We start from the raw sequence: 11972 nt of genomic DNA, 5'->3' as shown, positions 1-11972 counted from the left end.
TGCTGCATTCGCCCCTTACTTCAAACTGCCGAAGACATACTGCGCCGTGTCCTTCCACGCGACGGGCTTGTAGTCACGCTTGATTGCATCTTCCTTGGCAGCCAGCGCTGCAGGGTCGAACGCATACTTCTGCAGTTCCGCCACCCATACCGAGACATCCCACGGTTCCAGGTAATCCAGCAGTTCACCACCCACTTCCGGTATGGACGCCGCACTGGAGGCAAGGCAGTACTTGCCGGCAGCCAGACTCTCTGCAACCGGCAGTCCCCAACCTTCATACAGCGACGGAAATGCCGTCATCATGCAATGACGGTACAGGTGCATGAGGTCCGAATCGGAGACATTGTTCAGGATACGAATGTAGTCCTTGGTTCTCGGATCAAGCTGGATGTCCGCCATCAAGTCACCAACGCCCCAGCCCTGCATCCCGACAAACACCAGTTTCGGCAGATCCTGAACACCACTATCAATCAGACGCGTGTAGGCACGATAAAGAACCTCGTGATTCTTGCGGCGCTCGATCGTTGAAACGAACAACACGAACCGCTCTTTCAATAGCGCCTTCACATCAGCACTGATGTCATCGCTCAGTTCATGCGAGAGCTGGCATCCCAGCTTGACCACGGCCGTTTCCGGGACCGGCGCACCGAGTTCCTCGAGCAGAGCGATCAGGTCTTTGCGGGTGCATTCCGAAATACACAGGATCTTGTCCGCACACCAGGAGACGTCAGTGAAATAGTTGGCAAACTTGGCCGCCACATCACCCACGCACAAATGAGGGAGTCTTACCGGGATCACGTCATAGCAGAACAGTATGACGCGCAGACCAACTTGCTTCTTGAGCTCATAAAGATGCGGAAGATTCTTATTGTCCCAGTCCAACCCCACAGAAATGTAACTGTCGCCCTTCGAGAACGGGTGGCCGGCCATGCTTGCCTTGACGGACGACGGAGTGAAGACATGAGTCCGGTTGGCTGGCTTCAGGAAGCCCCTGACCGCCGAGCGCATGTGCCGCAGAGCGATCACGGCCTCGACGATGGACACGCGACGCAGCTGAAAGAACTGATAAATGCGCCCACTGACCTTTGGCGGCAAGCGGTTGAGCACCTTGGTTGCTTTCTCCTTCAGCCGTGCTTCAATCGAACTCTTGCTCGAGCTGCTCGCCACTACCTTGCCCGCCGCGGCCGAGTGGGCACCGGAAATTCGCTTCAGGGTTGCGGCCACATCAGCAGAGTCGACAGCGCTATAACCCGTGGAGTGACTGTAGAAGCAAAACTTCACATCTTCGCCGGCGGCGATCAGCTCGAGCGCGTGGGCAGCCGCTTCCGCTTCAGTACGAATAATGCCTACCGCCGGCCGACGCCAGCCAAGGATGGTCGTTACGTCAAACCAGGTCGTCATGCTTGCGCCTTCTTCTCAATGACTTGTATTGCTGCATGCGGAATCGATTCCAGGCTTCGTGCCCAGGTCAACGATTCCCGGGACTCTCTGTCCGGGCCACGGACATCGATCGTCGCCGGCCCGGTCAAGCGCATGCGGATCGCCGCATGAAACTCGCCCGGTGTGCGGGCGACACTGATTTCCGGCAGATCCAGATGCTGCTCGAAGCCACGGAACGCCGACTCCGTTCCGACCACGTACTTGCCGGAGTAGATAGCTTCTGCAGTCTTGATGTTGGAACCGCCACCATGGGGAATCGGCAACAGGAACGCATGAGCGAGGGTTTTCACTGCATCCAGGTCATCATCCGGCAGCATGTACAACAGTTGCAGGCGCGACAGGTTCAGTTGCCCCCAACGGCTGTCCCTAAGCGTCGACTCCAGGTGTTCGCACACACTGCCGACCACCACCAGCTTGCTGTCAGGTGGAATGCACGCAAGGGAACTGCCCAGGCACTCATTGAAACCTTTGAAGTTGGGCGGATGGGCGCTGGCGACATAGAGAATCCACGGCGACTCGGGCAGGCGTTCCCTCCAGCTCTCGAGCACCTCGGCCTTCGCTGTCCAGGGTGCGATGCCATTGGGCGCCAACAGGGGCATTTTTGCACCCCAGGCCTTGAGAATGTCGTAGTCCGCTTGCGTAACAGCGACGGCAATATCGGCTTCCAGCGCAGCCTTGCGCTCAAGGGCTTCAATATCGGCAATGACCGGCTCAGCGCCCTTGATACCGTAGCTGTCGAGGATTTCCTGCTTCAGCGGGGCCTCGATGTTCTGCGATCCATAAATCAGGCAGGCATTACTGTATTGCGGCAGTTGCTTGATCTTCAGCACCAACGGCCAGAGCCAAGGCTGCTCGACATGAATGACGTCGATAACCGCAGGCAGTTTCTTGAGAATATCGGCAAACCCGCCCTCTTCCGACGCGGCGAACTCTCCCGAAAGCAGATCGTTGATCAACGGCACATAGGTGCCTTTGTATTTGCGGAAGCGGCTGCCGGCGGGAAAACTGACGTCGTTGGAACCCAATGTCGACGGCGGGTAACCTTCAGGCTCATAAACGGCCAGATGGGTAACGTCCCAGCCACTTTCCTCGAAGGTTTTCGCGATGTTGGCAACCCGGACCTGGCCCCCGTGGCGGGGACTGGCGATCGGATAGGTGCTTAGCAATAAAACCGTTTTCAAAATATGAACCTATAGTATTGATATTTCACAACCCGCGACCGCACCGCGATGAATCGCTCACCGCAGCACGGGCGCCGTTGAATACCAAAGAGACCGAAGATCTCAAGCACCCTTGATCAGCGTTTCGAGCTCTTTCAGTCGAGCCCACATCAACGTTTGATCACCCCTTGCTTCAACGTTCAGTCGCAACAACGGCTCGGTATTGGAACCGCGCAAATTGAAGCGCCAGTCGGAAAAGGAGACACTGATGCCATCCGTCCTGTCGAGGACCGGATTCTGTGGCAAATAGTGTTCCAGCACCTTCTGCAGCATCGCCGGCACATCGTCCACCCGATAGTTGATCTCGCCGGTACACGGATAAGCCGCAATACGCTCATCAACCAGTTGCGCAAGGGTCTTGCCGGTGGAGGACATCAGGGCTGTCACCAGCAACCACGGAATCATCCCGCTGTCGCAGTAGGCAAAATCGCGGAAATAGTGGTGGGCGCTCATTTCGCCGCCGTAGATCGCATCCTCAAGCCGCATGCGCTCTTTGATAAAGGCATGCCCGGTCTTGCACAGCACCGGCACACCGCCGGCCTGTTCAACCTGGTCGATGGTGTTCCAGGTCAGGCGCGGGTCATGAATGATCTTGCTGCCCGGGTGCTGTTTGAGCAGCATTTCCGCCAGCAGACCGACCAGATAGTAGCCTTCGATGAATCGACCGGTTTCGTCGAAAAAGAAGCAGCGGTCAAAGTCACCATCCCATGCCAGGCCCACGTCACAGCCTTTGTCCAACAGCGCCTGACGGGTCAGTTCGCGGTTTTCCGGCAGCAGTGGATTGGGCACGCCGTTGGGGAAGTTACCGTCCGGTTCGGCATTGATCAGCACCCACTCGAAAGGCAGCTTGTCGATCAGTTCCTGCAGTACCGGGCCGGCGGCGCCGTTGCCTGGATCGGCGAGGACCTTCAGCGGTTTCAGATCCGCAACGTCGATATAAGTCAACAGATGGGCGATGTAGCGCGCCTTGTCCAGCTCGTGACGAACAGCACCAGGCTCGTCTGCCAGCGGCCCGAGATCGCCACTTTCCACGCGGTCTCGGATCGCATTGAGCCCCGTATCACCACTGATCGGTCGCGACTGCGACTTGACCAGCTTCATGCCGTTGTACCCTTTGGGGTTGTGACTTGCGGTGATCATCACACCGCCATCGGCGCCGAATGCGCTGGTAGCGAAGTAGACTTCTTCGGTGCCACACAAGCCGATATCAATGACCTGTGCCCCGGCCTCGCGCAGACCGCGGGTCATTGCTTCGGCCAGCATCGGGCTTTCCAGCCGCATATCCCGCCCCAGCACAATGCTCTTGCCTTGCAGCTCGGCGACCATTGCACGGCCAATCCGATAAGCCACATCTTCGTTGAGGTCGGAAGGCACCTGGCCACGGATGTCATAAGCCTTGAAGCAGCGGGTTTTGATAGGGGTATGCATTCTGGTCTCTTGCCGGGAAACGGGGATGACACATTTCGAACGGGTCGTGCGTCATCGATAGGAATTAAAGTCGAGGGTGGACACATGCAAATAAGCCTGACCGGTTGAACAATCACCGGTCAGGCTTATGACTGCCAGCACGCTGTTACTTGTCAACGCGGCCGTAGATGTCTTCAAAACGAACGATATCGTCCTCACCCAGATACTCGCCGCTCTGCACTTCGATGAGCACCAAGTCGATCATGCCCGGGTTCTCCAGCCGGTGCCGGTGACCTGCACGGATGAACGTCGACTCGTTGGTGTCGAGCATCAACTCCTGCTGATCATTGACCACCTTTGCCATGCCGCTGACAACAATCCAGTGTTCACTGCGGTGGTGATGCATCTGCAGAGACAGGGACGCCTTCGGCTTGACGACAATACGTTTGATCTTGAAACGCTCGCCGTTTTCCAGGGTGGTGTAGGTGCCCCATGGACGATGTACCGTGCGATGCAGCAAGTGCACGGTATGGCTGCACGCCTTGAGCTGGTTGACGATGTGCTTGACGTCCTGAGCGTGATCCTTGTGGGCAATCATCACGGCATCGGGCGTGTCGATGACCAGCAGGTCTTCCACACCGACCAGAGCGGTCAGGCGCCCTTCACTGTTCACATAGTTGTTGCGTGAGCCATGGGACAGAACCTCACCTTCGAAACGGTTGCCGTTTTCGTCAGCCGGGGTCAGCTCGCTCACGGCGTTCCAGGAACCGATGTCGCTCCAGCCAATATCGCAAGGAATGGTCGCAACTTTCGTCGAGCGCTCCATCAGGGCGTAGTCGATGGAAATATCCGGAACCTCGGCAAAACGCTCAGCATCCAGCGCCAGGCAGCGATATTTGCTCGAGGAGGTCAGGCGCGAGGCTTCGATGGTTTTGGCCACGGCATCGACAACGTCAGGCGCGTGCTGGCGAAGCTCTTCCAGCACAGTGCCCACGCGGAAGCAGAACATGCCGGAGTTCCAGAAATAGTTGCCGGCGCTCACGTACCCCTGGGCTGTTTCCAGGTTGGGCTTCTCGACAAAACGCGCGACCTTCAAGCCACCCTCGAGTGGAGCATCCTTCTGCGCCTCGATGTAGCCGAAGCCGGTTTCCGGATAGGTCGGCTGAATACCAAACGTGACCAGCCAACCCTTGCTGGCCAGCGCAACGGCCTTGCCGACCGCCGCCGCAAAGGCTTTTTCATCCTTGATCAGGTGGTCAGCTGCCAGCACCAGCATATGCGCATCCGGGCCATGGGTGGCCTCCAGTTGCAGTGCCGCTGCCGCCACCGCCGCTGCCGTATTGCGTCCGAAAGGCTCCAGGATGAAGCCTTGGGCGTGCTTGGCCGTGTTGACGACACCGTACTCGTCTTCAGTCTTGAACAACAGTTCACGATTGGTGACAGTGAGAACCTCAACGACGCCTTCAAGGCGCGAAGCGCGCAGGAACGTCTTCTGGATCAGATTCTGGCCATCCGGCAGATCCATGAAAGGCTTGGGATGAGCTTCGCGAGAAACAGGCCACAGGCGGCTGCCTACGCCACCAGACAAAATTACGGGAATCAGTTCCATGCTCTAAATCCTTAATCCCCTTTACTGACGGTAAGTATCAGAAAAACGGGCTCAGTTATGTTTCTAGTCATTCTTGCACCGAAATCAGTGCACATTCTTGCCCCGACCGTTCGCTTGAAACAGTGGAAGCTCTGCCACATCCCGCCCAAAGAGTACCTGCCTGCCCCTTTGACAACAGGCAAAGGGGCTGATTGAACCGCCCTCCGAGGCGTCAAATACATCGCTGGTTTCTGCCTGCCATTCTAGCGTGACAACCATGAATTAATAACTCGGTAATTAGCCTCCGAGACCCATGGACCGACAGAAAGAACGATATTAGATCGAAGGTTGGTCCAGCAGCTTTTGCAGGTACTGCCCATAACCGGTTTTCCGCAGACGCTCGGCCTGAGTCGCGACCTGTTCAGCGGTGATCCAGCCATTGTTGTATGCAATCTCTTCGAGGCAGGCGACCTTCAGGCCTTGGCGATGCTCGATGGTATGCACAAAGTGACCGGCTTCAAGCAAGGAGTCATGCGTTCCGGTATCCAGCCAGGCAAAGCCGCGACCTAACATTTCGACATTAAGCGTTCTCTTCTCCAGATAGGCGCGATTGATGTCGGTGATCTCCAACTCGCCACGCTCAGAAGGCTTGATGCTCTTTGCGATCTCCACAACCTGATTATCGTAGAAATACAACCCGGTAACCGCGTAGTTGGACTTCGGTTTGAGAGGCTTCTCTTCAATGCTCAAGGCTCTGCCATTGGCATCAAATTCCACAACCCCGAAACGCTCCGGATCGGAAACGTGATAACCGAACACCGTAGCACCCGATGCCTGAGCACTGGCCGAACGCAGGTTCTCGGTGAAATATTGTCCGTAGAAAATATTGTCGCCCAGAATCAGGCAGCAAGGATCTTCACCAATGAACTCTTCACCGATGATGAACGCTTGGGCCAGCCCGTCCGGGCTTGGCTGCTCGGCATAACTCAATTCGATGCCGTACAGGCTACCGTCACCCAGCAACTTGCGAAAATTCGGCAAATCCTCAGGTGTGGAGATGATCAGGATTTCCCGCATCCCTGCCAGCATGAGCACCGACAACGGATAGAAAATCATCGGTTTGTCATAGATCGGCAACAACTGCTTGGACACACCAAGGGTGACCGGGTGCAGGCGTGTACCCGAACCACCGGCCAGAATGATGCCTTTACGGTTAGTCTTGATCATTTGTTGAGAATTTCCCTGAGCATTCGGGTGACACCACTTTGCCAATCCGGCAAGTGCAAAGAAAAGGCCCGGCACAGCTTTTGAGTATTCAGACGAGAATTCAAAGGGCGGCGTGCGGGGGTTGGATAGGCGCTGGTTTCAATCGGGTTGATCGTTGTCACCGCAAACGCCTCGCCATGGCGTCGAGCAAAATCGATCACAAAAGACGCATAACCGTGCCAGGACACTTCACCGCCAGCCGCCAGGTGGTACACCCCGGCAAGTTCCGGAGAATGCATGACACGCTGAATAGCCAACGCCGTGACATCGGCAATCAGATCCGCACCGGTCGGCGAGCCGATCTGATCCACGATCACACTCAGCGTGTCACGCTCACTGGCCAGCCTCATCATGGTCTTGGCGAAGTTGCTGCCGCGCACGCCATAACACCAACTGGTACGGAAGATCAGGTGCTTGCAGCCTGAGGCGATAATCGCCTGCTCACCGGCGGCCTTGCTGAAGCCATAGCGGTTCAGGGGAGCAATTTCATCGGTTTCGACCCAGGGTGTCGAACCTTGGCCATTGAATACGTAGTCGGTCGAATAATGAATCAACCATGCATCCAGTGCCGCTGCTTCTTCGGCCATGACCTGACTGGCCCGCGCATTCACGCAATCGGCCAGCTCGGTCTCGACTTCAGCCCTGTCGACAGCGGTGTATGCCGCTGCGTTGACGATAATGTTCGGGCGGACACTACGAATGGTGGCGCGCAGACCGACGAGGTCGGACAAGTCGCCGCACAAACCATCCGCGCCATGGCGATCCAGCGAAATCAGTTCCCCCAATGGAGAAAGGGAGCGCTGCAGCTCCCATCCCACCTGGCCACTTTTCCCTAGCAAGAGAATTCTCATCACTGGCCTGAGCGACTTGCGTAGTTCTGATCAATCCACTGTTGGTAACTGCCACTTTTGACATGAGCGACCCAGTCGGCATTATTCAAATACCACTCGACCGTTTTACGGATGCCGGTTTCGAAAGTTTCCTGCGGCGTCCAGCCCAGCTCCCGCTGGATCTTGCTGGCATCGATCGCGTAACGCTGGTCATGGCCCGGCCGGTCCTGAACATATGTGATCAGACTGGCATGTGGGCGATAAGCAGATTCAGGACGCAACTCATCAAGCAGCGCGCACAACGTATGCACCACTTCGATGTTCTGCTTTTCGTTATGACCACCGATGTTATAGGTCTCGCCGATCACACCTTCGGTAACAACTTTATAGAGTGCACGGGCATGATCTTCGACGTAGAGCCAGTCACGAACCTGATTACCCTTGCCATACACAGGCAGCGGCTTGCCCTCCAATGCATTTAGAATGATCAGCGGGATCAGCTTTTCAGGGAAATGGCAGGGGCCGTAATTGTTCGAGCAATTGGTCACCAGAGTCGGCAGACCATAGGTTCGAGCCCAGGCGCGGACGAGATGATCGGAGCTGGCCTTGCTCGCCGAATACGGGGAGCTCGGCTGATAAGGCGTTTCTTCGGTGAAAAGATCTTCAGGCCCTTCAAGATCGCCGTAAACCTCGTCCGTCGAGATATGGTGGAATCGGAAAGCGCTCTTGCGATGATCGTCGAGGGTTATCCAGTACTGCCGTACAGCCTCGAGAAGCGTGTAGGTACCAATAATATTGGTCTGGATGAATTCCGAAGGACCGGAAATCGAGCGGTCGACATGCGACTCTGCCGCCAGGTGCATGATCGCGTCTGGCTGATGCACTTGCAGGACACGCTCAATCTCTGCGCGATCACAGATGTCCACACGTTCGAATACATAACGCGGGTCGTGACTGACCTGAGCCAGCGATTCAAGATTACCGGCATACGTCAACTTGTCGACGTTCACTACAGAGTCGGATGTATTGGAAATGATGTGACGGATAACTGCTGAGCCAATAAACCCGGCACCGCCGGTTACTAGAATTTTCACGCGAAACCATACCCTTGAGGTGCTGACAGGGCTGCCAACCGAGCGCTGTCTAATCCATGAATGCAAAGCCTGAGTCGAGAGGCTTCTTTAAGAGCAAGTCTTCAGCGACATGCAAATATGCCACTGTCGAATAAGGGCGGCATTTTACAGCTAAATGAACGTTTTACTAATGGATATAGACAGGTAGCGGTGCAAATTCACGACCTCCCACCCCCCCATCATTTCAGACCAGTCGCTTGCGAGCAGCTCTGGAGGAGCGCCCCAGAAACCAGCCCAGCACAGGTCCGATCAGCATCCCGACGAGCAGCGCGACAACCATGATCAGCGAGACGGGAAGTTGCGGACCAGCCCAGCCAAGAAACACCAGAGAGATTGACTGCTGATTCTCGAGAACGAACGCCAGAATCACCAACACCAGCAGAAGAATGAAAACACCAAGAAGCATGCGCTTGAAATTACGCATGGAAAACTCCCCGAAGGATAGCAACTGTCAAAGCCCCTCCTCCTCTTCCTCGTTCACCCGATCACGCAATTCCTTTCCCGGCTTGAAATGCGGAACGAACTTGCCGTCAAGACTGACAGATTGACCAGTTTTTGGATTGCGCCCGACCCGCGGGGCACGATAGTGCAGGGAGAAGCTGCCAAAGCCACGGATCTCGATGCGATCACCCGTAGCCAGGCATTGGGACATTTGTTCGAGCATGGTCTTGATGGCCAACTCCACATCCTTGGATGAGAGCAGCCCTTGATGGGTGACAATTCGTTCGATCAACTCCGACTTCGTCATATTTTTCCCTTCTTTTTCAAGCAGCTAGATCAGCGCTTAAAAGGTTTTAGCACGCCCGAAAGATTTTGAACAGCCCAGGGGTTGACATATCTTTTCCCACACCAAAACGCCCACTTCCAGGGCATCTAGTCACCCGCCGGAACAACGCACTCTCAGCGACAGATGACCAGCATGGTACGAGTGACGTAGCCTGCGGGATTGAAGCCGAAGGGAAACAAATCCTCATCCTTGGCATCATCCGATCGGGTGACCACCTTATAACCCGCCCCCTTGCATTCTTTCGCCGCACGTTTTTGACACTTCTCCCAACCCGACCCCAAACCGGAGCAATCAACCTCAATGCCACTGACGCCGCGCACCGCATGAGTCTTCGCGCTGGTCGTACAGCCCGCCAAAGCCAGCATGCCCATCAAGACTATAAGCTTGTTCATTCATTTCCTTATGCCAGGCTTCACACCCGACTACTGCGATCTTCAGACTAAGCCTAGACGCGAATAGACGATTGATCCGATTAAAGAAACAGACCGCCGCACAAAGGGAATGGTTTCACCGGGACAACACACAGCATGGCGCCACACCAAATCGCAGGCATAAAAAAGGGCGACCGAAGTCGCCCTTTTTAATGATCAGACAGAACTCAGTTCTGTTTGGCCATTGCTTGACGCAGCAGTGCCGCCATAGTGGTGTCAGCTGCTTCACCTTCCGGAGCCGCTTTCAGGCTCTGGATGGCTTCTTTCTCTTCAGCATCGTCTTTCGATTTGATCGACAGCTGGATTACGCGGCTCTTACGATCAACGCTGATGATCTTGGCTTCTACTTGCTGGCCTTCTTTCAGAACGTTGCGCGCGTCTTCAACGCGGTCACGGCTGATTTCGGAGGCTTTCAGAGTCGCTTCGATATCGTCGGCCAGAACGATGATGGCGCCTTTGGCGTCAACTTCTTTCACGGTGCCAGTAACGATTGCGCCTTTGTCGTTAACCGAGACGTACTCGGAGAACGGATCGCTTTCCAGTTGCTTGATACCCAGGGAGATACGCTCACGCTCCGGGTCAACCGACAGGATAACGGTGTCCAGCTCGTCGCCCTTCTTGAAACGACGTACGGCTTCTTCGCCCACTTCGTTCCAGGAGATGTCGGACAGGTGAACCAGACCGTCGATGCCGCCGTCCAGACCAATGAAGATACCGAAATCGGTGATCGACTTGATGGTGCCGGAGATCTTGTCGCCCTTGTTGAACTGGCCAGAGAAGTCTTCCCATGGGTTCGACTTGCACTGCTTGATGCCCAGGGAAATACGACGACGCTCTTCGTCGATGTCCAGAACCATGACTTCCACTTCGTCGCCGACCTGTACGACTTTCGAAGGGTGGATGTTCTTGTTGGTCCAGTCCATTTCCGAAACGTGTACCAGACCTTCAACGCCTTCTTCCAGCTCAGCGAAGCAGCCGTAGTCGGTCAGGTTGGTTACACGAGCGGTAACGCGAGTGCCTTCTGGGTAACGGGCTTTGATAGCAACCCATGGATCTTCGCCCAGTTGCTTCAGGCCCAGGGAAACACGGTTGCGTTCGCGATCGTATTTCAGAACCTTGACGTCAATCTCGTCACCAACGTTGACGATCTCGGAAGGATGCTTGATGCGCTTCCAGGCCATGTCGGTGATGTGCAGCAGGCCGTCCACGCCACCCAGATCGACGAATGCGCCGTAATCGGTGAGGTTTTTGACGATACCTTTAACTTGCTGGCCTTCCTGCAGGGATTCCAGCAGAGCTTCACGCTCGGCGGAGTTCTCAGCTTCCAGGACACTGCGACGGGAAACAACAACGTTGTTGCGCTTCTGGTCCAGCTTGATGACCTTGAATTCCAGCTCTTTGCCTTCCAGGTGCGTGGTGTCGCGCACTGGACGGACGTCAACCAAGGAACCTGGCAGGAACGCACGGATGCCGTTAACGTCGACAGTGAAGCCGCCTTTAACCTTACCGTTGATAACGCCCTTGACCACTTCCTCAGCTGCGAAGGCTGCTTCCAGAACGATCCAGCATTCAGCGCGCTTGGCTTTTTCACGGGACAGCTTGGTTTCACCGAAACCGTCTTCAACCGAGTCCAGAGCAACGTGAACTTCGTCACCGACGTTGATGTTCAGTTCGCCAGCGTCGTTGTAGAACTGCTCCAGAGGGATCAGCGCTTCGGACTTCAGGCCAGCGTGAACGGTTACCCAGCGAGCTTGGTAATCGATATCAACGATAACACCGGTGATGATGGAGCCTGCCTGAAGGTTCAGGGTCTTTAGGCTTTCTTCAAAGAGTTCCGCAAAGCTTTCGCTCATTTTAATTCCTGTTGATT

At 55.6% G+C, this 11972-nt stretch carries 11 protein-coding genes; all 11 read right to left on the bottom strand.

Features of this window, described 5'->3' with window-relative positions:
- Nucleotides 1-15: 15 nt before the first annotated feature.
- Nucleotides 16-1401, bottom strand: a complete 1386-nt coding sequence (locus CAF87_RS02725; protein WP_085730530.1) for a glycosyltransferase family 1 protein — start codon at nt 1399-1401, stop codon at nt 16-18.
- Nucleotides 1398-2621, bottom strand: coding sequence for a glycosyltransferase family 4 protein (locus CAF87_RS02720; protein ID WP_139831696.1), 1224 nt, complete (start codon nt 2619-2621; stop codon nt 1398-1400). Before CAF87_RS02720 ends, CAF87_RS02725 begins: the two co-directional genes overlap by 4 nt.
- Nucleotides 2622-2723: 102 nt before the next feature.
- The gene (locus CAF87_RS02715; protein WP_085730528.1) at nt 2724-4088 is read right to left on the bottom strand and encodes a phosphomannomutase; all 1365 of its coding nucleotides are present in this window, start codon (nt 4086-4088) and stop codon (nt 2724-2726) included.
- Between the two features lie 145 nt (nt 4089-4233).
- On the bottom strand, nt 4234-5676 hold the full coding sequence (locus CAF87_RS02710) for a mannose-1-phosphate guanylyltransferase/mannose-6-phosphate isomerase (RefSeq protein WP_085730527.1): 1443 nt from the start codon (nt 5674-5676) through the stop codon (nt 4234-4236).
- 315 nt (nt 5677-5991) lie between these two features.
- Nucleotides 5992-6882, bottom strand: a complete 891-nt coding sequence (rfbA, locus tag CAF87_RS02705; protein WP_085730526.1) for a glucose-1-phosphate thymidylyltransferase RfbA — start codon at nt 6880-6882, stop codon at nt 5992-5994.
- A complete protein-coding gene (rfbD, locus tag CAF87_RS02700) occupies nt 6879-7772 on the bottom strand; it encodes a dTDP-4-dehydrorhamnose reductase (protein ID WP_085730525.1) in 894 nt (297 codons plus the stop codon). Before rfbD ends, rfbA begins: the two co-directional genes overlap by 4 nt.
- Nucleotides 7772-8845, bottom strand: a complete 1074-nt coding sequence (gene rfbB, locus CAF87_RS02695; RefSeq protein WP_085730524.1) for a dTDP-glucose 4,6-dehydratase — start codon at nt 8843-8845, stop codon at nt 7772-7774. Before rfbB ends, rfbD begins: the two co-directional genes overlap by 1 nt.
- A gap of 223 nt (nt 8846-9068) precedes the next feature.
- On the bottom strand, nt 9069-9308 hold the full coding sequence (locus tag CAF87_RS02690; protein ID WP_085730523.1) for a LapA family protein: 240 nt from the start codon (nt 9306-9308) through the stop codon (nt 9069-9071).
- A 27-nt stretch (nt 9309-9335) separates the two neighbouring features.
- The gene (ihfB, locus tag CAF87_RS02685; protein ID WP_007899751.1) at nt 9336-9632 is read right to left on the bottom strand and encodes an integration host factor subunit beta; all 297 of its coding nucleotides are present in this window, start codon (nt 9630-9632) and stop codon (nt 9336-9338) included.
- Nucleotides 9633-9784: 152 nt separating this feature from the next.
- Nucleotides 9785-10063, bottom strand: a complete 279-nt coding sequence (locus CAF87_RS02680; protein ID WP_085730522.1) for a hypothetical protein — start codon at nt 10061-10063, stop codon at nt 9785-9787.
- Nucleotides 10064-10269: 206 nt separating this feature from the next.
- Nucleotides 10270-11955, bottom strand: coding sequence for a 30S ribosomal protein S1 (rpsA, locus tag CAF87_RS02675; RefSeq protein WP_039770554.1), 1686 nt, complete (start codon nt 11953-11955; stop codon nt 10270-10272).
- Nucleotides 11956-11972 lie beyond the last annotated feature (17 nt).

Source organism: Pseudomonas sp. R38(2017) (genome assembly GCF_002112395.1).
In the GTDB taxonomy this organism is placed as follows: Bacteria; Pseudomonadota; Gammaproteobacteria; order Pseudomonadales; family Pseudomonadaceae; genus Aquipseudomonas.
Note: the sequence above shows the minus strand (reverse complement) of the source record. Positions and strands in the feature narration are given on the sequence as shown.

Excerpts from the sequence above, each read along its gene's own strand:
- CAF87_RS02725 (WP_085730530.1), bottom strand. The coding sequence starts at position 1,401 with ATGACGACCTGGTTTGACGTAACGACCATCCTTGGCTGGCGTCGGCCG.
- rfbD (WP_085730525.1), bottom strand. The coding sequence starts at position 7,772 with ATGAGAATTCTCTTGCTAGGGAAAAGTGGCCAGGTGGGATGGGAGCTG.
- CAF87_RS02710 (WP_085730527.1), bottom strand. The coding sequence starts at position 5,676 with ATGGAACTGATTCCCGTAATTTTGTCTGGTGGCGTAGGCAGCCGCCTG.
- rfbA (WP_085730526.1), bottom strand. The coding sequence starts at position 6,882 with ATGATCAAGACTAACCGTAAAGGCATCATTCTGGCCGGTGGTTCGGGT.
- CAF87_RS02680 (WP_085730522.1), bottom strand. The coding sequence starts at position 10,063 with ATGAACAAGCTTATAGTCTTGATGGGCATGCTGGCTTTGGCGGGCTGT.
- CAF87_RS02690 (WP_085730523.1), bottom strand. The coding sequence starts at position 9,308 with ATGCGTAATTTCAAGCGCATGCTTCTTGGTGTTTTCATTCTTCTGCTG.
- CAF87_RS02715 (WP_085730528.1), bottom strand. The coding sequence starts at position 4,088 with ATGCATACCCCTATCAAAACCCGCTGCTTCAAGGCTTATGACATCCGT.
- rpsA (WP_039770554.1), bottom strand. The coding sequence starts at position 11,955 with ATGAGCGAAAGCTTTGCGGAACTCTTTGAAGAAAGCCTAAAGACCCTG.
- ihfB (WP_007899751.1), bottom strand. The coding sequence starts at position 9,632 with ATGACGAAGTCGGAGTTGATCGAACGAATTGTCACCCATCAAGGGCTG.